We start from the raw sequence: 20,062 nt of genomic DNA on the forward strand, positions 1-20,062 counted from the left end.
GCCTCAGACGGGCTTGAAGGGGTCGTGCTCCGTCAGGAGCTTCTCCAGCCGCGCCCGGTCGACGCGGCTGGTGACGTCGGTCAGTTCCTGACGGTCGCGCACGCACTTGGCCAGGGTGAAGGCCGAGGTGACGACGTACAGGACGCCGATGCCGAGGAAGGCGCGAACCCAGGCCTCGACCGGGAGGTAGGCGACTCCGATGGCGACCGCCGAGACGGAGACGCAGAAGGACAGGACCGACTGGATGTAGAAGGCGCCGGTGTGCCGTGGCTGGATCGTCTTGGTCATGCCCCAACGATCCCCGGCCGCCGGCCGTGACACCTGGGTGTTCCTACTTAATTACCGGTGAGTACGATGCTACTGGCGAGTACGGCCCACGGGCCGGGCCGTACTCGCCGGTGGTCGTCAGGCGGTGGCGAGGGCGTCGCCGGTCGCCGTCTTGCCGAGCAGCGGGGGCAGGGCGCGCATCACCTCGGAGAGCTCCTCAAGATCACTCTGGACCAGTGCCTGCGGGCCGTCGCACAGGGCCAGCTCGGGCTGCGGGTGCACATCGATGATCACTCCGTCCGCCCCGACGGCGATGGCCGCCCGGGTCAGCGGGAGCACAAGGTCACGCCGTCCGCCCGAGTGGGACGGGTCGATGATGACCGGCAGGTGGGAAAGCCGCTGGGCCACCGGAACCGCGGAGACGTCAAGGGTGTTGCGGGTGGCCGTCTCGAAGGTGCGGATGCCGCGCTCGCACAGCACGATGTCGAGGTTGCCGCGCTGGGCGATGTACTCGGCCGCCATCAGCCACTCCTCGATGGTGGCGTTCATGCCGCGCTTGAGCATGACCGGCTTGCCGATCCCGCCGACCGCCTGCAGCAGCGCGAAGTTCTGCGCGTTGCGGGTGCCGATCTGCAACATGTCCGCGTAGGAGGCGACAAGTTCGACGTCGTGGGCGTCCACGACCTCGGTCACGATGGGCAGCCCGGTCTGCTCGCGCACGTCGGCGAGGATGCGCAGGCCCGCCTCGCCCAGTCCCTGGAAGGCGTAGGGGGAGGTGCGGGGCTTGTAGGCGCCCCCGCGCAGCAGGGTCGCACCCGCGGCCTTGGCCATGAGCGCCGCGTCGAGCGTCTGCTGCGGCGTCTCGACCGCGCACGGGCCGGCGATCAGGGTGACCAGGCCCGGCCCGATCGGCACGCCGCCGACCCTGACCGTGGAGCGCTCGGGGTGGTTGTCCCGGCTGACGAGCTTGTAGGGGGCCGTCACCCTCATCACCTCGGCGACTCCGCGCATGCCCTTCAGGTTGAGCGCGCCGAACTGCTCCACGTCGCCCACGAGGCCGATGATCGTACGGCTGACGCCACGGCTGACGAAGGCGTCGCCGCCCGCGGTGCCGATGATCTCCACGATCGCCTCGATGTCGCCCTGTGTGGCGTCGGGGCCCATGACGATGACCATGTCTCTCCTTCGCTGATCCGGTGGAAGTTCCGGGAAAACGAAAGGCCCCGAGTCCGTTGTCCGGACCCGGGGCCTTCACGTTCGCCTGGCTGTCTAGCGCAGCATCTGGAGGCGAACGGTCCGACCCACGGGTCCGTCGCCATACCAAAACCAGAACGCAGTACGCATCGCGGGCAATAGTAGCGCACCGCCGGGAGGCGACGGCGAGGGGCCGGGGAACCATGGCGGGCCCGTGAACGCCGGGTGACACCGGCGACGCGTTAGCGGGTGGCCGCCGCGAGGGCGGTGGACGCACGATGGCAGGATTGCCCCGAGTGATCGGGGCGCGACGGCGAGGGGAGTGATGGTGGAGCAGCCCGAACCTCCGGGGGAGGATGCGCGCCTGCCTCCCGGCCAGTACGTTCCCCGGGGCTATCCGGTGATCCACTACGGGAGGGTGCCCACCTTCCGGCCCGCCTCCTGGCGGCTGCAGGTGATGGGGGCCACGGCCTCCGGGGAGCCGCACGGCTTCACCTGGCCCGAGTTCTCCGAGCTGCCCCGCACCACCGTCGTCGCGGACTTCCACTGCGTCACCAAGTTCTCGGTCATGGGGAACGAGTGGCGCGGCGTCTCGGCCGCCACGCTGATGGAGCTGGTCCCTCCGGCCCCCGAGGTCAGGCACGTCATGATCTGGGCCGAGTACGGCTACAGCGCCAACGTGCGGATGAGCGACTTCGCCCGCGACCACACGCTGTTCGCCCTCGAACTCGGCGACAAGCCGATCACCCCGGAACGCGGCTTCCCCGTCCGCGCCCTGGTTCCCCACCTCTACGCCTGGAAGAGCGTCAAGTGGGTGCGCGCCATCGAGTACCTCGTGGAGGACAGGCGCGGCTTCTGGGAGGAGCGCGGTTACCACAACGTCGCCGATCCGTGGCGGGAGCAGCGCTACTCCTATCAGGAGGAACCGGGTGAAGGGCCGCCGTGATCGGCGTTCTTGCCTGATTGACAGGCGGGTTTGACTACGGTTTCCCGCATGTCGACCAGTGTCTGGGCGCTGCTCTGCGCCGTCAGGACTCTCCTGGGATTCGTTGTGCCGGGCCGTACCCCCGTCTTCCCCCGGCGCGCGGGCGGCTCACCGGACGAGGCCACCTTCGCGACCCTGCACGTCGCCGCGCTGGCGGCCCCCTCCCTGCGCGCGGGCCTGACGCGCGACTCGGCCCGCAAGACGATCAGGCACCTGCGCGCCCTGCTGGGCGCGGGCGCCATCGCGGTGACGGACGTGGACGGCGTGCTCGCCTGGGACGGCGAGGTGGACTGCCAGCGTGAGCACGCCCCGGGCCACGCCCGTGCGGTCCTGGCCTCGGGCAGGCCGCGTGTGGTGACCGGGCACGCCCTGTCCTGCGACGTCCCCGGATGCGCGATCAGAGGGGCGGTCGTCGTCCCGCTCACCGTGGACAGGCGGGTCGTCGGAGCGCTGGCCGCCTACGACTCGGCCGTCGGCCCCTCACTGGTCAGGACCGTCACCGAGGTCGCCCGCTGGGTGTCGTGCCAGCTCGAACTGGCCGAGCTGGACTCCTCACGGCGGCGTGCGATGGAGGCGGAGACCCGGGCCCTGCGGGCGCAGATCTCCCCGCACTTCATCTACAACTCGCTGACCACCATCGCCTCGTTCGTCCGCACGGACCCGGAGCGGGCCCGCGAGCTGCTGATGGACTTCGCCGACTTCACGAGATACGCCCTGCGCCGTGAGCGTGACTTCACCACCCTCGCCGACGAGCTGCACTGCGTCGACCGCTACCTGCTGCTGGAGCGCGCCAGGTTCGGGGAACGGCTCCGTTTCACCGTCAGGGTGGCCCCGGAGGTGCTCTCGGTCCCGGTGCCGTTCCTGTGCCTGCAGCCGCTCGTCGAGAACGCCATCAAGCACGGCATGGGCGAGACCGGGGGGTGTGGTGAGGTGCGGGTGCTGGCCTCGGACGCGGGCTCAGAGGCGCACGTCAGCGTTGAGGACGACGGACTCGGCATGGACCCGGAGCGGGCCAGGCTGCTGCTGGGCGACGACTCGCGGAACGAACGGGGTGAGGGCGGGATAGGCCTGGCCAACGTGGACGTACGGCTGCGCCACATCTACGGCGAGGACTACGGGCTCGTCGTGGAGACCGCGCCCGGCGCGGGCACCAAGGTGCGGCTGCGCCTTCCCAAGCTCTCCTGCCGGGCATAGCTAATTGTAGTCATCTCGTTACGCTAAGTTTCCTCTTCCCTTGCGAGAAGGCGGCCGTAGCGGGCAGCGTGGGGCCATGTTGAGAGTCCTGGCTGTCGACGACGAGGTCCCCGCGCTGGAGGAACTGGCCTACCTCCTGCGTCAGGACCCCCGCATCGAGCACGTCTTCACCGCCTCGGGAGGGGTGAACGCGCTGCAGGACATGGTCCAGATGATCGGGGCGGGCGAACGGCTCGACGGAGTCTTCCTCGACATCAGGATGCCCGGCCTCGACGGCCTCGACATGGCCCGTCTCATCGGCGGTTTCCCCAACCCGCCCCGGCTGGTGTTCGTCACGGCGCACGAGGACTGCGCCGTCCAGGCCTTCGAGCTTGAGGCGGTCGACTACCTCCTCAAGCCCGTCAGGCCCGACCGGCTGGCGGAGGCCGTACGGCGTCTCGAATGCGCCGCGCAGGCGTCGGAAGGGCCGGAGATCGACGACGTCATCCCGGTCGAACTCGGCGGCAGGACCAGGTTCGTCCCCCAGCAGGCGGTCAGGTTCGCCAAGGCGAAGGGCGACTACGTGCGGCTGCACACCGTCGACGGCGACTACCTGGTGCGCATGTCGCTGGCCGCGCTCGAACGCCGCTGGGCCTCCTCCGGTTTCATACGTGTGCACCGCAGCACGCTGGTCTCCGCGCGGCACGTGAGCGAACTGCACTTCGACGGCGGCCGGGTGACACTGCGGGTGGGCGCGGAGACGCTGCCCGTCAGCCGCCGCCACACCCGCCGGGTCAGGGAGCGGCTCGTCCGTCAGCTCCAGGACCGTCCGGCCTCCCAGGGGACGCTCGGTTGATGTTTGTCAGGCGCTGCCTGACGGTATAGGCTCGCGGCGATGCTTGTCAGGGTGGGCCTGACAGCCATACGTGTGGAGGGTCGTATGCCCGTGACGTCTTTCGCCGAGCAGGAGATCCACTGCTCCTTCTGCGCCAAGCCGAAGACCGAGGTGGAGAAGGTGATCGCCGGTCCCGGCGTCTACATCTGCAACGAGTGCGTCGACCTCTGCGTCGCGATCCTCGCCGAGACCCGGACGTCCACGGCCGAGCAGGGCGAGCCGGAGAAGCCCGGCGAGGCCGGCGGGCGGGAGAAGCCGGAGGAGGAGGTCCCCGGCATCCCCTGGCCCGAGGGCATGACCGAGGAGGAGATCCTCGCCCACCTGCCCCGCGTCGCGGCGGCGAGCGCCAGGGTCGAGGGCGACCTGCGGGCCTGGATCGAACGGCTGCGCGGGCGCGGGGTCACCTGGGCCAGGATCGGTGCCGCCCTGGGCATGACGCGTCAGTCGGCCTGGGAGCGCTTCTCCGGCGAGGAGTGACCCCTCGCGGGCCGGGGTGGTCCGGCCGCGAGGTATCGTAATTGCGAAAATTCGCAATTACGTAGGTGTGTCCCCCCGGGCCGCGCCGCGATCGAAGGGATGACGTGAGTACGGCTTTCGCCGCGGCGATCAGAGAACGGGCGCGCCAGGCCTGGCAGGCCCTGCAGCAGGCCCGTGAGGACGACGACGTGCACGCCGGCCTGGCGGCCAAGAACGAGTGGGAGGACGTCCGGCGTCTGGCCCGCGAACACGGAGTGAGCCTCGACCTCGGCCCCCAGGCCGAGGAGGAGGCGGACTCGTGATGTCGGTACCGCTGTACGAGGCCAAGGCGGAGCTGTTCCGGCTGCTGGGGCACCCGGTGCGCATCCGGGTGCTGGAGCTGCTGCAGGACGGCCCCAGGCCGGTACGGCAACTGCTGGCCGAGATCGAGGTCGAGCCGACCGGCCTGTCCCAGCACCTGGCGGTGCTGCGCCGTTCCGGGCTGGTCACCGCGCAGCGCGAGGGCAGCACCGTGGTCTACGCGCTGGCCGGTGGGCGCGTCGCGGGCCTGCTGCGGGCGGCGCGCGAACTCCTGACGGAGAAGCTGACCGGGCAGAACGAACTGCTCGACGAACTGCTGCGGGACAGGGCGGGGAGCGGCACGTCGTGAACACGGTGGTTTCGCCGGGTGGCCGCCTGCGCGCGCTGCTGCCCGGCAGGGCGGACATGGCCGCGATGGCCCGCCGCCCGGGCAGGGACCTGCTGGCCGGGCTGACGGTGGCGATCGTGGCGCTGCCGCTGGCCCTCGGGTTCGGCATCTCCTCGGGACTCGGCGCGGCGGCCGGGCTGGCCACCGCGGTGATCGCGGGCACGGTCGCCGCGTTCTTCGGTGGATCCGGCCTGCAGGTGTCCGGCCCGACCGGGGCGATGACGGTGGTGCTGGTGCCGATCGTGCACGAGCACGGCGCCTCGGGAGTGCTGACCGTCGGCGTGATGGCCGGGCTGCTGCTGATCGCGCTGGCGCTGGCCCGTGCCGGACGGTACATGGCGCTGGTGCCCGCCCCGGTGGTCGAGGGTTTCACCCTCGGCATCGCCTGCGTGATCGGGCTCCAGCAGGTCCCGGCGGCGCTCGGCGTCCCGACGCCCGAGGGGGAGAAGGTCACGGTCGTGGCCTGGCGGGCCGTGCTCGACTTCGCCGCCGACCCCGGGGGATGGGCCCCGGCGATCGCGGCCGGGGTGGTCGCGACGATGCTCGTGGGCGCCAGATGGCGGCCGACCGTCCCCTTCTCCCTGCTGGCCGTGGCGGGCGCGACCGTCGTGGTCGAGCTGACCGGGATCGAGGCGAGCCGGATCGGCGAACTGCCCGCCGGGCTTCCCGCCCCCTCACTGTCCTTCCTCGACCCCGCGGCCCTGGGGTCGCTCCTGGCCCCGGCCGTCGCGGTGGCCGCGCTGGCCGGGCTTGAGTCGCTGCTGTCGGCCGCGGTCGCCGACGGAATGAGCGTCAACCACCGGCACGACCCCGACCGGGAGCTGTTCGGGCAGGGACTGGCCAACGTGTTCGCGCCGATGTTCGGCGGCGTCCCGGCGACCGGCGCGATCGCCCGTACCGCCGTCAACGTCCGCTCGGGCGCCCGTTCGCGGCTGGCCGCGCTGGCGCACGCCGTGATCCTGGGCCTGATCGTGTTCACCGCCGCCGGGCTGGTCGCCAGGATCCCGCTGGCCGCGCTGGCCGGGGTGCTGCTGGCCACCGCGATCCGGATGGTCGAGGTCGGCTCGGTCGTCGCCATGCTGCGCTCGACCCGCGGCGACGCCGTGGTGCTGGCGCTGACCGCCGTCGCCACCCTGGCGCTCGACCTGGTCCAGGCGGTCATCCTCGGCCTGATCGTGGCCGGGGCACTGGCGCTGCGGGCCGTCGCCCGCGACGTCCGCCTTGAGGCCATGCCGCTGCGGCCCGACCTGCCCGGTGACCACACCGACGAGGAACACGCCCTGCTGGCCGAGCACATCGTCGCCTACCGCCTGGACGGGCCGCTGTTCTTCGCCGCGGCCCACCGTTTCCTGCTGCAGCTGTCGGAGGTCGCCGACGTCTCGGTGGTCATCCTGCGCATGTCCAGGGTCACCACCGTGGACGCCAGCGGCGCCCTGGTCCTGGCCGACGCCATCGGGCGGCTACGACGGCGCGGCATCACCGTCTACGTCTCGGGCATCCGCGACGGCCACCACCAGCCGCTGAACGCCCTGGGTGTCATCGCGGACCTCGACGAGGCCGGACACGTCTTCGCCACCACCCCGCAGGCCATCGCCGCGGCCCGTGACCACCTCCATCGCACCGGGGTGCTGGCCGCAGGACCGGCCTGACCGGCCGGGGGGAGGCGTCCCAAGGAGGGGCTACCGCTCGTCGTCCGGGCGCTGCCGCTCGTCGCCTCCGAACGCTCCGTACATCGACGACTACGCACCGTTAATCGCGCTGGTCAAAAAATGGTGAGTCGTCCTCGGAGCACCCCCTCTAGTGTTCCGTACGTCGGAGAGCCAAACCCGCGGCACCGGAGAGGGGGAGAGAGCCGAAAGGCTCGAGAACACCTGGTGCGCGGAAACCCGAGGTGACCTCCAAGCGCGGTCACCCATTGCCGGGCCCCCAACCGGGGGGAAGGGGGCCCGGCGGCCTCCGGTGTGACGGGACGCCCGCGCCGACCCGCGGGGGCGGGTCCGAGCGATCCGGTCACGCGCGGGGGCGGCCGGATTGCGGGCGGCGGCGTCCCGTCACACCCGGGGACCCGAGGGCACCGGTGCCCGGCGGAGACCCTTGAGCGTCTCGATGTCCTGGCGGGCGGCGGAACCGGGGGTCTCGACGCAGACCGGCACCCCCGCCACCACCGGATGACACAGCAGGTGACCGAAGGGCCGCACGCCGATGTGGCCCGTGCCGATGTTCGCGTGCCGGTCCTTCTTGGAACCGCACACGTCCATGGAGTCGTTGGCGTGGACCAGCCCCAGCCGTCCGGGGGCGAACCCGTGCAGGGCGTCGAGGGTCTCGGCGACCCCGGCGGCGGTGGACAGGTCGTGCCCGGCCGCGAAGGCATGACAGGTGTCCAGGCAGACACGGGCCCTCGGATGCCAGTCGAGGGCCGCGAGGTAGGGCTCCAGGTCCTGGACGGTCGCGCAGAGCATCGCGCCCTGTCCCGCCATCGGCTCGAGCAACAGGTCCGGGCCGTCGTCCGGGATCTCGTCGAGCAGCGGGAGCAGACGCTCACGCAGCCTGCGCAGGGCCTTCTCACGGGGGTCGGTCACCGCGGACCCGGTGTGGACGACCACCCCCCGGGCGCCGATCGCGCGGGCCCGCCGGAGGCAGTGCCGTACGGTGTCCGCCGACCGGTCCAGAGTCTGCTGGTTGGGGGAACCCATGTTGACGAGGTAGGGCGCGTGCACGAAACACGGCATGCCGGACTCACGCAACAGGGCGTCCTCGGCGGGGTCGCCCTCGGCGAGCGCCCAGCCGCGCGGATTGGTGACGAACACCTGGATCACCTCGGCGCCGATCTCCGAGGCCGCCCGCAGGCCGCCCGTGGCCAGGCCACCGGCGACGGAGACGTGTCCGCCGATGAGGGACACGGAACTCATGGTGGAGCCAGTCTAGGGGCGTCCCGTCCGGGGACTCGCACCCGTCACCCATGTCCCGGCGGCGTGGTGTGATGATGGGCGTCCAGCACGCGGAAGGCGGCGCACGCCGTCGTCCGCCCGTTTTTCGCCGCAGGGGAGCAGGGTTGTCTCAGTCGCCGGGCCACGTCGTCGTCGCCCCGGACAAGTTCAAGGGGTCGCTGAGCGCGGCCGAGGTCGCCGCGCACGTGGCGAGGGGGCTCGGCCCCGGCGTCACCGTGGTCACGCTGCCGGTCGCGGACGGCGGCGACGGCACCGTCGAGGCCGTCGTCGCGGCCGGGTTCACCCGGGTGGAGATCCAGGTCGCGGGCCCCACGGGAGAGCCGGTGCGCGCCGCCTACGCCTGGCGGGAGGCCGCCCAGGGCGAGCCAGGGCCGACCGCGGTCGTCGAGCTGGCCGAGGCGTCCGGACTGCGCGTACTGCCCCGGCGGGGAGACGGCCCCGGCTTCGCCCCCCTCACCGCGACCACCCGCGGCACCGGCGAACTGGTCGCCGACGCCCTGCGGCGCGGAGCCCGCCGGATCGTGCTCGGCCTCGGCGGCAGCGCCTCGACCGACGGCGGGACGGGCATGATGCGGGCCCTCGGCGTCCGCTTCCTGGACGCGGAGGGAGCGGAACTGCCCGAAGGCGGCGCGGCCCTGCGCGAACTGGACAGGATCGACACCTCGGGGACCGTTCCCCTGGAGGGCGTCGAGTTCGTCGTCGCCTGTGACGTGGACAACCCCCTGCTCGGCCCGTACGGCGCCGCCGCCGTCTACGGCCCGCAGAAGGGCGCCGGTCCCGAGGAGGTGGAGCTGCTGGAACGGGCCCTGGCCAGGCTCGCCGCCGTCGCCACGCACACCCACGGCCTGGCCGGTGCCGTCGAGCACGACGGCGTCGTCCGCTCCATGGGCGTGGCGGGCATGCCGGGCGCGGGCGCGGCGGGTGGAACGGGCTTCGCGGCCCTGGCCTTCCTGCGTGCCGCCTTCAGGCCCGGCATCGAGTATCTGCTCGACCTGCTCGGCTTCGACCGACGGCTCGACGGCGCCCGCCTCGTCATCACCGGCGAGGGCGCGCTGGACGAGCAGACCCTGCGCGGCAAGGCGCCCGCCGGGGTCGCCTCCGCGGCGGCGAAGGCGGGGGTGCCGGTCGTCGCGGTGTGCGGCCGGTGCGACCTCGGCGAGGAGGAGCTGAACGCCGCGGGCATCACGGCGGCCTATCCGCTCACCGCCGTCGAACCCGACCCGGCCGTGTGCCTGGCCGAGGCGGGTCCCCTGCTCGAACGGCTCGCGGAGACCGTCGCGCGCGAACGGCTCTGACCCCGCCCGCCCGGAGGCCTCTCAGTGCCCCCTCAGTGCCCCCTCAGCACCTCTTTCAGTGCCTCTTTCAGTGCCAGATGGTGACCTGGGTCCCGGACGGCACCTGCTGGCCGCCCGGCGGGCGCTGGGCCAGGACCCTGCCCCTGCCCAGCCCCTTGCGCACGGTCACCTTCATCCCCGCGGCGCGAAGCTCCTCGCGCGCCGCCTTGACGTCCTTGAACATCACGTTGGGGACGACGGCCAGGGGCTGGGCCACGTCTCCGCCGTCGTCTCCCGGCACGGAGTTGTTGATCTCCCAGGGCCAGTGCCACTGGGGGTTGTTGCACAGCGACACGGTGAGCCTGATGGTCGCGCCCGCGTCGATCTCCGCGTTCGGCTGCGGGTCCTGGGCGATGACCGTGCAGGGCTGGGCGGCGTCGGTCTGCTCGACGAACTCGGGCACGAAACCCGCGCCGCGCAGCAGGGCGTCGGCCTGGTCGCGAGGCATGCCCTTGAGATCGGGCGCGACCAGGCCCGCGCTCACCAGCAGGTCGATCTTGGTGCCCTCCTTGACCCGGTTGCCCACGGCGGGGACGGTCCGCATGACCTGCCCGCGGGGCACGGTGTTGCTGGGCTGCTTCTTGACGTCGTCGACGGTCAGCGTCACCCTCGCCAGGTCCGACCTCGCCTGGGCCTCGGTCATGCCGATCACGTTGGGCACCACGACCCGCTTGGGGCCGTCCGAGGGGAACAGGACGATCTTGGACTGCTTGTCCACCGTGGTGCCCGCGATCGGATCGGTCCTGATCACGTTGCCCTTCTGCACCTTCTCGTCGTTCTCCGGCTTGCCGATCTCGACGAGGAAGCCGAGAGCCCTGGCCTCGCTCTGGGCGACGTTGACGTTCTTGCCGGTGAGCACCGGGACGACGATCGTGGTGTTCTGGGAGAACAGCCAGCCGGTCACCCCGACCGCGATCACCATCACCACGGCCAGCGCGACGAGGTACCAGTTCGGCCGGAACCCCCTGCGCGCGGGCGCGGGCGGGCGCGGGTGCGGGTCGGCCGCGGGGCCGGTGAGCAGGTCACCCCGTGGCTGGATCAGCGTGTGGTTGACGCCTCCCGCCGCGGGGGCGGCGGGAGGCTGACGGAACCCGGCGGCGGCCGTGTGCCCTCCGGTGGGCCCGGTCGGCTGCCCTCCCGCGTGCCCGGCCACGGGGGCGCTGTCCCTGGGCAGCGTCCGGTGCGCCTCGACCGCGGCGACCAGCAGCGCGGTCGCGTCCACGGGGCGCAGCGCGGGGTCGCGCGCCGTCGCCTGGGCCACCAGCGTGTCCAGCAGCGGCGGAATGTCCGGCAGCAGCGAGGAGGGCGCGGGCACGGTGTCGTGGACGTGCCGGTAGGCCACCGACATCGGCGTCTCACCCTCGTACGGCTGATGCCCCGTGACCAGCTCGAACAGCATGATCCCGGCGGAGTAGACGTCGCTGCGGGCGTCGGCGGAGCCGGAGGTCACCTGCTCGGGCGACATGTAGCCGATGGTGCCGATCATGACACCGGTGCGCGTCTGGTTCGTCGCCTCGATCGCGCGGGCCAGGCCGAAGTCCACGACCTTGACCCGCCCGTCGTCGGCGAGCAGCACGTTCTCCGGCTTGACGTCCCGGTGGATCATCCCGGCCTGGTGGGCGGCGCCCAGCGCGGCGAGGACCGGGATCATGACCTCCAGGGCCTCGCGGGCCGGCAGCCTGCCCCGCTCGCGGAGCACGTCGCGCAGGGTGCGCCCGGGGACGTACTCCATCGACAGGTAGACGTTGCCCCCGTCCGTGCCCTGGTCGAACACGTGCACCACGTTGGGGTGCGACAAACTCGCCACCGACTTGGCCTCGCCGATGAACCTGCGCACGAACGCGGGGTCCTCGGCGAGAGTGCGGTGCATCACCTTCACGGCGACCGTGCGGTCGAGCCGGACGTCCAGAGCCAGGTATACGGTCGCCATCCCGCCCCGGGCGATCCGGGACTCGACGCGGTAACGCCCGTCGAGGAGTTTCCCGACCAGGGGGTCCGTAAGCGTCGTGTCCACCCGGCAGAGTTTACGGGCGATTTGGCGCCCACAGGGTCGGCGTGTTCGAAACCGATGCGGAGAAGTTGACCGATCCCTAAGGAGTCATGGGGGATGAGGCCTCGGCGTACCTGCGGCGCGGGATACGGCCCGCGGCCCTGGCCGTACGGCCCGCGACGACCGCGGAGCGCATGGCGCGGGCCATCAGGTCGGGACGCCTCGCCCTGGTCACGGCGGTCGCGAGCAGGACGGCGTCACAGCCGAGCTCCATCGCCAGCGCCGCGTCGCTCGCGGTGCCGATCCCGGCGTCGAGGATCACCGGAACGCCCGCCGCCTCCACGATGAGTTCGATGTTGTGCGGGTTCCTGACGCCCAGACCGGAACCGATCGGCGCGCCGAGCGGCATCACCGCCGCGCACCCGGCCTGTTCGAGCCTGCGGGCCAGGGCGGGGTCGTCACCGATGTAGGGGAGCACGACGAAGCCCTCGGCGACCAGCCGTTCGGCGGCGTCGAAGGTCTCGATGGGGTCGGGCAGCAGGGTGCGCTCGTCGGAGATGACCTCCAGCTTCACCCAGTTCGTCTCCAGGGCCTCCCTGGCCAGCCGCGCGGTCAGCACCGCCTCCCCCGCGGTGAAGCAGCCCGCGGTGTTCGGCAGGACCTTGATGCCGCGCCTGCGCAGCACGTCGAGCACCGAGCCCCGCGCGGACGGGTCCAGGCGCCGCATCGCGACCGTGGTCAGCTCGGTGCCCGAGGCGGCCAGCGCCTGTTCGAGGACGTCGAGCGAGGGGGCGCCCCCGGTGCCCATGATGAGCCGCGAGGAGAACTTCTCCCCGCCGATGACCAGGTCGTCGTCCGGGTTCGTCAGTGTGTCCTCAAGCATGTCCCTCAGCCTCCCTGCACCGCGGTGAGCACCTCGACCCGGTCGGCCTCGGCGAGCGTCGTGGAGTCCCACGCGCCGCGTGAGACCACCTCGTCGTTCACCGCGACGGCCACGCCGCTCCTGGCCTCGGTCAGCCGCTGTACGGCCAGCGCCACGGTCGCCCCCCTGGGCAGCTCGTGGGCGGTTCCGTTGATCGTCACGTTCATCGGTGCTCCTGGAAACGCAGTGGAGAGCAGATCGCCCGCAGTTCGTCCTCCTCGCCGGGTGGCGCGCCGGGGGAGTGCGCCTCGGACGAGGACGGTGGGAAGAGAAGGTCGGCGGTGAGCGGGGCGAGCAGGACGCCGCCTCTGTGGTGGCCGGTGGCCAGCGACAGACCGGCGGCGGCCGACGGCCCGACCAGCGGCAGGTTGTCCGGGGTGCCCGGACGCAGGCCCGCGACCACGTCGTGGACCTGGAGCTCGGTGACGCCGGGAACGAGCTCCCGCGCGTCGCGCAGCAGCTCCCACAGGCCTCCCGCGGTCACCCGGGTGTCGAAGCCCATCTCCTCCTGGGTCGCCCCGACGACCACCTCCCCGTCGCCGCGCGGCACCAGGTAGACGGGGGAGCCGTGCACCACGCCGCGCACGCACCGCCCCAGGATCGGGGTGGCCGAACGCAGCCGCATGATCTGTCCCTTGACCGGCCGCACCGGCGGCACCGCGTCGGGCGGCAGCCCCTCAAGGCCGCCCGACCAGGCGCCGGCGGCCAGGACCACCAGGTCCGCGCCGATGGTCTCGCCGGAGGCGAGCCGTACGCCGGTGACCCGCTCCGCGGCGTCGGTCGTGAGCCCGGCGACGCGGGAGCGGACCAGCGCGCCGCCGCGCCGCTGCAGCGCCGTCAGCAGCGCCTTGACGACCCTTCGCGGGTCGACCCAGGAGTCGCCGCCGGCCAGCAGGCCACCGCGCACCGACGGGGCGAGCATCGGCTCCAGGCGGCGGCACTCGCGGCCCGTGAGCCGTTCCGCGGGCAGGCCGAGCTTGTCGACGAAGGCGGCCAGCTCGTCGAGCGCGGCCAGATCGTCGGAACCGAAGGCGACGTCGAGCGTCCCCAGGGCCCGGTAGTCCAGGTCGAGGCCGCCGTCCTCGGTCAGGTCGGCGGCGAAGGCGGGCCATCTGGCCAGGGAGGCCAGCCCGAGGCGCAGCAGGGGCTCCTCGGTGTAGGTCACCTCGCTGACCGGCGCCAGCATGCCCGCCGCCGCGTGCGAGGCCCCCGAGCCGGGGTCGGGGTCGGCCACGGCCACCCGTGACCCCCTCCTGGCCGCACGCCAGGCCACGGAGAGCCCGGCGACGCCTCCGCCGATGACGAGCACGTCGAAGTGGTGTGACATTCGTACCCTCCGCTCCCTTCGCCGGCATGACCCGGATCAGGTTCCTGGCGGTCGAGGGCCGCTGACGGTCACGCCGGGATCATCGCCGCCGGACGCGCGCCCCGTGCGCCGGCACGGTGTATCAGCACGTCAAATGGCCTTCGATGGTCCGCGTCGCCCCGTAGCCCTCCTCTCAGCCCGGTGCGCTCCGGGCTCCCGCGCGTCTGCTCGCTTCCACCTTAAGGGCTGTGGTGACGCCCTCACTGCGTTGGATGCGAGCTAAATACCGTTTTCGTTATCAAACAGCTAATGGCAGAGGATCGGGCAGGGCGCTTAGGCTCGTGAGTTGTGAATCATGTCGTGGTGGTTGGCGCCGGCCTGGCCGGCGTGCGCAGTGTCGAGGCGTTACGAGCCCGAGGGTTCGCCGGCACGATCACATTGATGGGCGAGGAGGCACACCGCCCCTACGACCGTCCCCCGCTGTCGAAGTCCGTCCTGCTGGGGGAGACGGACTCCACGGTCGTCGACTCCGATCTCGACGCGCTTGAGGTCGACTTCCGCCCGGGGGTGGCCGCGAAGGGACTGCGGCCGGGCGTGGTCGAGACCACCGAGGGCGAGGTGGCCTACGACGGACTGGTCATCGCCACCGGCGCCCGTCCCGTCCGGTTGCGCGGCGACGGCGAGCAGCACGTGCTTCGCACCATCGACGACGCGCTCGCCCTGCGCGAGCGGCTCGTCGCGGGCGTGCGCGTCGCCGTCATCGGGGCGGGCTGGATCGGCGCCGAGGTCGCCACCGCCGCCCACAGGGCGGGCTGCGAGGTGACCGTCGTCGAGGCAGCCGACCTGCCGCTCTCCCAGGCCCTGGGGGCCGTCGGCGGGCACACCGCCCGCTGGTACGAACAGGCGGGCGTCGAGCTGCGCCTGGGCGTCCAGGTCGCCTCCGTCGACCACGACGGGCTCACCCTGGCCGACGGCTCACGGGTCAGGGCGGACGTGGTCGTCACCGGCGTCGGCGTACGGCCCGCCGTCGAGTGGCTGGCGGGCTCCGGTGTCGAGCTGGACAACGGCGTCGTCACCGACGAGCACCTGCGCACCTCGCTGCCCGGGGTGGTCGCCGTAGGCGACTGCGCCGCCTGGTGGTCGCGCCGCTACGACCGCCGCCTGCGGGTGGAGCACTGGGACACCGCGCTGGGCGCCCCGGAGGTCGCGGTGGCCGCGCTCATGGGCGGAGACGCGGTCTACGACCCGGTGCCCTACTTCTGGTCGGAGCAGTTCGGCCACATGGTGCAGTACGCCGGGCACCACGACGACGGCAACGACGGCGAGCGCCTCGTCCTGCGCGGCGACCCGGAGGGCGGCTCCAGGTGGGGGGCCTGCTGGGTCCGCGGCGACGGCAGGCTGGCCGCGGTCCTGGCGGTGAACCGCCCCCGCGACCTCCTGCAGGGGCGCCGTCTCATCGAGGGCGGCCAGCGGCTCGACGCCGTTCGCCTGGCCGATCCGGCGGTGGCGCTGCGCGACTGCACGGTCGCTTAACCTGCCCACCGGGTGTTTGGCGGAAGGCACGATGTGGTAGTGGTGGATTCGTGACGCTTTCTGTTGCGCAGATCGACCGGGAAACAGACCAACTGGTGGGCGAGTGGCTCACCTTGACCGAGGTCGCCAGGAGACTCAACCTCAGCGCCGGTCGCGCGAAGCAACTTCTCAAGGACCGCAAGCTCATCGGAGTGCGAAGGGGCGGGGGCGAGCCACAGGTTCCCGCCGCCTTCCTCGGCAAGGACGACGTGGTGAAGGGGCTGCCAGGCACGCTCACCGTGCTGCTCGACGCCGGATACGACGACGTCGAGTCGCTCCGGTGGCTCTTCACCCCAGACGAGACCCTCCCGGGGTCCCCGGTGGACGCGATAGTCGCGGGCCGCCACACCGAGGTCAAGAGACGTGCCCAGGCGCTCGCTTTCTGACGCCCGCCTCTACCTCTGCACCGACGGGCGCCGTGAGCGCGGAGACCTGGCCGACTTCCTCGACGCCGCCCTCGCGGGCGGGGTCGACATCGTCCAGCTACGTGAGAAGGGCCTTGAGGCCAGGGAGGAACTCGCCCTCCTTGAGGTCTTCCGCGAGGCCTGTGACCGCCACGGCAAGCTGCTCGCGGTCAACGACAGGGCCGACATCGCTCACGCCGCCCGTCCCGACGTGCTCCACCTCGGACAGGACGACCTGCCGGTGCGGGCCGCCCGCGACATCCTCGGCGACGACATCCTCATCGGGCGTTCCACTCACGCCCCGCAGGAGGCCTCAGCCGCGGCCGTCGAAGCGGGAGTCGACTACTTCTGCTGTGGTCCCGTCTGGCCGACGCCGACCAAACCGGGAAGGCACGCCCCCGGCCCCGCGCTGCTCAGGCACGCCGCGGCGCTGGAGACGGAACGCCCCTGGTTCGGCATCGGCGGTGTCGACCTGTCCAACCTCGACGAGGTCATGTCGTACGGCGTGCGCCGGGTCGTGGTCGTGCGGGCCATCACCGAGGCGGACGACCCGAAGGCCGCCGCCGGGGAGTTCAGGCGGCGCCTGACCGCCGGGCTCACCTGATCCGCATCCGACCGGTCCGGGCCCGGTGGACGCCGGGCCCGGCCTCAGGTGCGACGTGACGTCGCGGCCACGGCCAGATCGGCCAGGGCCGTACGGGACCGCGGGGTGATCGGGGCGCCGTCGAGCGAGACGAGGGCGTGGTCGAGATATTCCTTGATCATGCTCTCGCACGCCGCCAGGGCCCCGGTCTCCTCGATGATCTGACGCAGCCTGGCGACCCCGGCGGCGTCCAGGTCGGGGTCGCCGAGCGTCTCCTCGACCGTCCTGGCCTGGAGCGGGGTGGCCACGGCCAGGGCACGGGCGACGAGCATCGTCCGCTTGCCCTCCCGCAGGTCGTCCCCGGCGGGCTTGCCCGTCTCCGCGGGGTCGCCGAACACGCCGAGGACGTCGTCGCGGAGCTGGAAGGCGATGCCGACGCTACGGCCGTACTCCTCGCAGAGCCGGTCGATCCACGGCTCGACGCCCCGCGCGGCCAGCACCAGGCCGAGCCTGAGCGGCTGCTCGACGGAGTACTTGCCGCTCTTGAAGAGGGCGACCCGCAGCGCGCTGTCGAAGGTGTTCTCCTCGTGCGCCTGCTCCAGCAGGTCGAGGTACTGCCCGCACATCAGCTCGGTGCGCATGTGGTCGTGGATCCGCTGGGCAGCGGCCAGCGACTCCACGGGCAGCCCGCTGTTGCGCCACATCTCCCCGGACCAGATGAGCAGCAGGTTGCCGAGCAGGATGGCGGCGCCCTCGCCGAACTGCCCGGCGGAACCGCGCCAGCCCGCCTTCTCGTGCATCGCCTGGAACCTGCGGTGCGCCGACGGCATGCCCCTGCGCAGATCGCTGGCGTCCATGACGTCGTCGTGCACGAGGGCGCTGGCCTGGAGCAGCTCAAGGGAGGCCGCGGCGGTGAACAGCGCCGGATCGTCCTCCCCGCCCGCGCCGTGCCAGCCCCAGTAGCAGAAGGCGGGCCGCAGCCGCTTGCCGCCCGCGAGGAACTCCTCGGCCGCGGTGAGCAGCGGGACCAGTTCGGGCGCGCCGACCAGGGGGCGCTGCCGGTCGACGAACTCCCTGAGGGATCGATCCACTTCGGAACGGATGGTGTCGAGAGCAGCCGCGGAAGGGGTCATACCCCGAGATTATCGGCCCGGAGGTGCGAGGTTATGCCCGCGGTGTCCCCGCCGGGGCCCGGCAGGAGGAAGGGTGTTGAACCGATCACGGTTGTGGCGCTCCGTCGGGCGGCCAGTACCCTAGGGGCATGGCTCTGGGTCGCTCGTCAGTCTTCCCCGAACGTGTGCCCACCGTCCGCGAGCTCCTCGCCGCCGGTGGCCGTTCGTTCTCGTTCGAGTTCTTCCCACCGAAGACGGACGAGGGGGAGCGTCAGCTCTGGCGGGCCATCCGGGAGCTTGAGGCCCTGCGGCCGACGTTCGTCTCGGTCACCTACGGCGCGGGCGGCGGCACCCGCGACCGGACGGTGGAGATCGTCGAGCGGCTCGCCCACGAGACGACGCTGACCCCGGTCGCCCACTTCACCGCCGTCAACCACTCCCTGCGTGAGCTGCGCCACCTGATCGGCAGGTTCGCCGGGGCGGGCGTGCGCAACATCCTCGCCGTGCGGGGCGACCCGCCCGGCGACGTGACGGGAGAGTGGATCCGCCACCCCGAGGGCGTGCAGTACGCCGAGGAGCTGGTCAGGCTCATCCGCCAGTCCGGCGACTTCTGCGTCGGCGTGGCCGCCTTCCCCTACAAGCACCCCAGGTCCACCTCCGTCGAGGCCGACACCGAGCACTTCGTGCGCAAGTGCCGGGCGGGCGCCGACTACGCGATCACGCAGATGTTCTTCCGCGCGGAGGACTATCTCAGGCTGCGCGACCGGGTGACCGCCCGTGGATGCGAGACCCCGATCATCCCCGGCATCATGCCCGTCACCCAGATGAGCACGATCGCCCGTTCCGAGCAGCTCTCCGGCGCGCCGTTCCCGCCCGAGGTCGCCGCCAGGTTCGAGGCCGTCGCCCACGACCCGGCCGCGGTGCGCGACCTGGGCATCGAACACGCCGCCGAGCTGTGCCAGACCCTGCTCGACGAGGGCGCGCCCGGCATCCACTTCATCACCTTCAACCGGTCGAGCGCGACCCGCGAGGTCTTCCAGGCCCTCGACGTCACGACCGGGGCGGACGACCGGCTGGCGGTCTAGGCGTACTGGGCCAGCGGGAGCGGGGTGCCCAGGATCGCGTAGCGCTCCTGGCCCCCCGGGAAGACGAACCCGGTCAGCAGGTCGCCGAAGCCCAGGCTCCGGTAGAGATGACGTGCCGCCGTCTCCTGGTCACGGGTCGACAGTACGGCGGTGCGCTCCAGGCGCCCCGCGCACAGGCCGGTGACCATCGCCCGGCCCACGCCCTTGCCCTGGTAGTCGGGGTGGACGTGGACCTCGGCGAGTTCGAAGGCGTCGTCGAGCCACTCGCGGGTCCTGGCCTGGCCGTCGTGCTCGGTGATCGCCTGACGGACGACGCCGTGCCACCACTGGCCGGGTTCGCCGTGGAAGCCGTAGGCGAAGCCGACCATCCTGCCGTCGGCGCGTTCGGCGAACAGGCAGGTGAACCGGGAGTAGGAGGCGTGGCCTCTCATGATCGCCCTTCGCCCGGTGAGCTGGTCGGCGGGCGGGAGCATCGCCGCGGTGTAGACGTCGAGGACCGCGTCGAGGCTCACGGCGAACTCCTCGGGGCCGACCCGTCGCAGTTCGATCACGCAACGCACCCTAGCAGGACGACCACCATGAGGATCTGAGAGGTTCGTCAGGGTTTGGCGGGTGTCCGCCTGGCGTTCAGCGCTCGACCTCGACCGGGGTCCCGCCGGTGACGCGGAGGAGTTCGGCGAAGGAGGTCGGGAAGACCGTGTGCGGGTGGCCGGCCGCGGCCCAGACCACCTCGTGCCTGTCGAGCCAGACGTCGACCAGGGTCCTGATCGGGGCGGGATGTCCCAGCGGGGCGACGCCGCCGATGACCTGGCCGGTCGCCGCGCGGACGAAGTCGGGGGTCGCCCGCCGTACCCGCGCCGCGCCGACCTTCTCGGCGACCAGACCGGTGTCCACCCGGTGGGCACCGCTGGTCAGCACCAGGAGCGGCCGGTCGTCGGCGTCGAAGATCAGGCTGTTGGCGATGGCGCCGACCTCGCAGCCGAGCTGCGCCGCGGCGGTCGCCGCCGTCGGCGTCGCCTCGTCGAAGACGACGATCTCTCCGGTGACGCCGTGCTCTCTCAGAGCCGCGGCGACCTTCTCGATGTTGGGATGCAACTTTTCCGGCACCCGGTCACTCTAAACGGGTT

General features: G+C 72.1%; 22 protein-coding genes. 12 read left to right on the top strand and 10 right to left on the bottom strand.

What is annotated here, in order from left to right; genetic code table 11:
* Positions 1–3: 3 nt before the first annotated feature.
* Positions 4–288 carry a YiaA/YiaB family inner membrane protein gene (locus tag ABT340_RS02810; RefSeq protein ID WP_184714681.1) on the bottom strand — a complete coding sequence of 95 codons (285 nt, stop codon included), beginning with the start codon at positions 286–288 and terminating at the stop codon, positions 4–6.
* A gap of 117 nt (positions 289–405) precedes the next feature.
* A complete protein-coding gene (gene aroF, locus ABT340_RS02815) occupies positions 406–1,443 on the bottom strand; it encodes a 3-deoxy-7-phosphoheptulonate synthase (protein WP_352008916.1) in 1,038 nt (345 codons plus the stop codon).
* Positions 1,444–1,786: 343 nt separating this feature from the next.
* Here aroF and ABT340_RS02820 point away from each other — a divergent pair, with 343 nt between their 5' ends.
* The 7 genes from ABT340_RS02820 to ABT340_RS02850 all read left to right on the top strand — a co-directional run bounded on the left by ABT340_RS02820 (position 1,787) and on the right by ABT340_RS02850 (position 7,328).
* Entirely contained in the window at positions 1,787–2,407 is a 621-nt protein-coding gene (locus tag ABT340_RS02820; protein WP_352008917.1) for a molybdopterin-dependent oxidoreductase, read from the top strand.
* A gap of 48 nt (positions 2,408–2,455) precedes the next feature.
* The gene (locus ABT340_RS02825; protein ID WP_352008918.1) at positions 2,456–3,640 is read left to right on the top strand and encodes a histidine kinase; all 1,185 of its coding nucleotides are present in this window, start codon (positions 2,456–2,458) and stop codon (positions 3,638–3,640) included.
* Positions 3,641–3,716: 76 nt separating this feature from the next.
* A complete protein-coding gene (locus tag ABT340_RS02830) occupies positions 3,717–4,475 on the top strand; it encodes a LytR/AlgR family response regulator transcription factor (protein ID WP_352008919.1) in 759 nt (252 codons plus the stop codon).
* Between the two features lie 84 nt (positions 4,476–4,559).
* Positions 4,560–4,991, top strand: a complete 432-nt coding sequence (locus ABT340_RS42430) for a ClpX C4-type zinc finger protein (RefSeq protein WP_502992391.1) — start codon at positions 4,560–4,562, stop codon at positions 4,989–4,991.
* A 104-nt stretch (positions 4,992–5,095) separates the two neighbouring features.
* Positions 5,096–5,293, top strand: a complete 198-nt coding sequence (locus ABT340_RS02840; protein ID WP_352008920.1) for a hypothetical protein — start codon at positions 5,096–5,098, stop codon at positions 5,291–5,293.
* Entirely contained in the window at positions 5,293–5,640 is a 348-nt protein-coding gene (locus tag ABT340_RS02845; protein ID WP_352008921.1) for an ArsR/SmtB family transcription factor, read from the top strand. The genes ABT340_RS02840 and ABT340_RS02845 overlap by 1 nt, the downstream gene beginning before the upstream one ends.
* Positions 5,641–5,696: 56 nt before the next feature.
* Positions 5,697–7,328 (top strand): SulP family inorganic anion transporter, encoded by a 1,632-nt coding sequence (locus ABT340_RS02850; protein ID WP_352009456.1) that lies wholly within the window; start codon positions 5,697–5,699, stop codon positions 7,326–7,328.
* A gap of 402 nt (positions 7,329–7,730) precedes the next feature.
* Here the strand turns inward: ABT340_RS02850 and ABT340_RS02855 are convergent, their stop codons facing one another.
* Entirely contained in the window at positions 7,731–8,588 is an 858-nt protein-coding gene (locus ABT340_RS02855; protein ID WP_352008922.1) for a deoxyribonuclease IV, read from the bottom strand.
* 143 nt (positions 8,589–8,731) lie between these two features.
* Between ABT340_RS02855 and ABT340_RS02860 the strand changes: the two genes are divergently transcribed.
* Positions 8,732–9,922: a glycerate kinase gene (locus ABT340_RS02860; RefSeq protein WP_352008923.1), complete on the top strand. Its 1,191-nt coding sequence runs from the start codon at positions 8,732–8,734 to the stop codon at positions 9,920–9,922.
* Between the two features lie 67 nt (positions 9,923–9,989).
* Here the strand turns inward: ABT340_RS02860 and pknB are convergent, their stop codons facing one another.
* The 4 genes from pknB to thiO form a co-directional block, all read right to left on the bottom strand.
* Positions 9,990–11,975: a Stk1 family PASTA domain-containing Ser/Thr kinase gene (gene pknB / locus ABT340_RS02865; protein WP_352008924.1), complete on the bottom strand. Its 1,986-nt coding sequence runs from the start codon at positions 11,973–11,975 to the stop codon at positions 9,990–9,992.
* Between the two features lie 76 nt (positions 11,976–12,051).
* On the bottom strand, positions 12,052–12,834 hold the full coding sequence (locus ABT340_RS02870; RefSeq protein WP_352008925.1) for a thiazole synthase: 783 nt from the start codon (positions 12,832–12,834) through the stop codon (positions 12,052–12,054).
* Positions 12,835–12,839: 5 nt separating this feature from the next.
* Positions 12,840–13,040: a sulfur carrier protein ThiS gene (thiS, locus tag ABT340_RS02875; protein ID WP_352008926.1), complete on the bottom strand. Its 201-nt coding sequence runs from the start codon at positions 13,038–13,040 to the stop codon at positions 12,840–12,842.
* Entirely contained in the window at positions 13,037–14,200 is a 1,164-nt protein-coding gene (gene thiO / locus ABT340_RS02880) for a glycine oxidase ThiO (RefSeq protein WP_352008927.1), read from the bottom strand. The genes thiS and thiO overlap by 4 nt, the downstream gene beginning before the upstream one ends.
* Before the next feature lie 327 nt (positions 14,201–14,527).
* Between thiO and ABT340_RS02885 the strand changes: the two genes are divergently transcribed.
* Genes ABT340_RS02885 through thiE form a run of 3 tightly spaced genes read left to right on the top strand, consistent with a single transcriptional unit; the run spans position 14,528 to position 16,759 of the window.
* The gene (locus ABT340_RS02885) at positions 14,528–15,712 is read left to right on the top strand and encodes an NAD(P)/FAD-dependent oxidoreductase (protein WP_386189992.1); all 1,185 of its coding nucleotides are present in this window, start codon (positions 14,528–14,530) and stop codon (positions 15,710–15,712) included.
* A gap of 50 nt (positions 15,713–15,762) precedes the next feature.
* Entirely contained in the window at positions 15,763–16,137 is a 375-nt protein-coding gene (locus ABT340_RS02890; RefSeq protein WP_352008929.1) for an Rv2175c family DNA-binding protein, read from the top strand.
* On the top strand, positions 16,115–16,759 hold the full coding sequence (gene thiE, locus ABT340_RS02895; RefSeq protein ID WP_352008930.1) for a thiamine phosphate synthase: 645 nt from the start codon (positions 16,115–16,117) through the stop codon (positions 16,757–16,759). The genes ABT340_RS02890 and thiE overlap by 23 nt, the downstream gene beginning before the upstream one ends.
* 44 nt (positions 16,760–16,803) lie before the next feature.
* Here the strand turns inward: thiE and ABT340_RS02900 are convergent, their stop codons facing one another.
* The gene (locus ABT340_RS02900) at positions 16,804–17,871 is read right to left on the bottom strand and encodes a polyprenyl synthetase family protein (RefSeq protein WP_352008931.1); all 1,068 of its coding nucleotides are present in this window, start codon (positions 17,869–17,871) and stop codon (positions 16,804–16,806) included.
* Positions 17,872–17,999: 128 nt separating this feature from the next.
* On the opposite strand from ABT340_RS02900, the gene metF reads away from it, so the two are divergent.
* Positions 18,000–18,935, top strand: coding sequence for a methylenetetrahydrofolate reductase [NAD(P)H] (metF, locus tag ABT340_RS02905; protein WP_352008932.1), 936 nt, complete (start codon positions 18,000–18,002; stop codon positions 18,933–18,935).
* Here metF and ABT340_RS02910 read toward each other — a convergent pair.
* Both ABT340_RS02910 and ABT340_RS02915 read right to left on the bottom strand, forming a co-directional pair.
* Positions 18,932–19,486, bottom strand: coding sequence for a GNAT family N-acetyltransferase (locus ABT340_RS02910; RefSeq protein ID WP_352008933.1), 555 nt, complete (start codon positions 19,484–19,486; stop codon positions 18,932–18,934). The two genes, metF and ABT340_RS02910, sit on opposite strands and share 4 nt — an antisense overlap.
* Before the next feature lie 76 nt (positions 19,487–19,562).
* The gene (locus ABT340_RS02915; protein WP_352008934.1) at positions 19,563–20,042 is read right to left on the bottom strand and encodes a YbaK/EbsC family protein; all 480 of its coding nucleotides are present in this window, start codon (positions 20,040–20,042) and stop codon (positions 19,563–19,565) included.
* Positions 20,043–20,062: the final 20 nt, after the last annotated feature.

This window comes from Streptosporangium sp. NPDC000239 (assembly GCF_040300765.1).
Classification (GTDB): domain Bacteria; phylum Actinomycetota; class Actinomycetes; order Streptosporangiales; family Streptosporangiaceae; genus Streptosporangium.

Coding starts and splice junctions, on each gene's coding strand:
- thiO (WP_352008927.1), bottom strand. CDS start 14,200: ATGTCACACCACTTCGACGTGCTCGTCATCGGCGGAGGCGTCGCCGGG.
- ABT340_RS42430 (WP_502992391.1), top strand. CDS start 4,560: ATGCCCGTGACGTCTTTCGCCGAGCAGGAGATCCACTGCTCCTTCTGC.
- ABT340_RS02810 (WP_184714681.1), bottom strand. CDS start 288: ATGACCAAGACGATCCAGCCACGGCACACCGGCGCCTTCTACATCCAG.
- metF (WP_352008932.1), top strand. CDS start 18,000: ATGGCTCTGGGTCGCTCGTCAGTCTTCCCCGAACGTGTGCCCACCGTC.
- ABT340_RS02855 (WP_352008922.1), bottom strand. CDS start 8,588: ATGAGTTCCGTGTCCCTCATCGGCGGACACGTCTCCGTCGCCGGTGGC.
- ABT340_RS02870 (WP_352008925.1), bottom strand. CDS start 12,834: ATGCTTGAGGACACACTGACGAACCCGGACGACGACCTGGTCATCGGC.
- ABT340_RS02820 (WP_352008917.1), top strand. CDS start 1,787: ATGGTGGAGCAGCCCGAACCTCCGGGGGAGGATGCGCGCCTGCCTCCC.
- ABT340_RS02830 (WP_352008919.1), top strand. CDS start 3,717: ATGTTGAGAGTCCTGGCTGTCGACGACGAGGTCCCCGCGCTGGAGGAA.
- ABT340_RS02900 (WP_352008931.1), bottom strand. CDS start 17,871: ATGACCCCTTCCGCGGCTGCTCTCGACACCATCCGTTCCGAAGTGGAT.
- ABT340_RS02845 (WP_352008921.1), top strand. CDS start 5,293: ATGTCGGTACCGCTGTACGAGGCCAAGGCGGAGCTGTTCCGGCTGCTG.
- ABT340_RS02850 (WP_352009456.1), top strand. CDS start 5,697: ATGGCCGCGATGGCCCGCCGCCCGGGCAGGGACCTGCTGGCCGGGCTG.
- aroF (WP_352008916.1), bottom strand. CDS start 1,443: ATGGTCATCGTCATGGGCCCCGACGCCACACAGGGCGACATCGAGGCG.
- thiS (WP_352008926.1), bottom strand. CDS start 13,040: ATGAACGTGACGATCAACGGAACCGCCCACGAGCTGCCCAGGGGGGCG.
- ABT340_RS02825 (WP_352008918.1), top strand. CDS start 2,456: ATGTCGACCAGTGTCTGGGCGCTGCTCTGCGCCGTCAGGACTCTCCTG.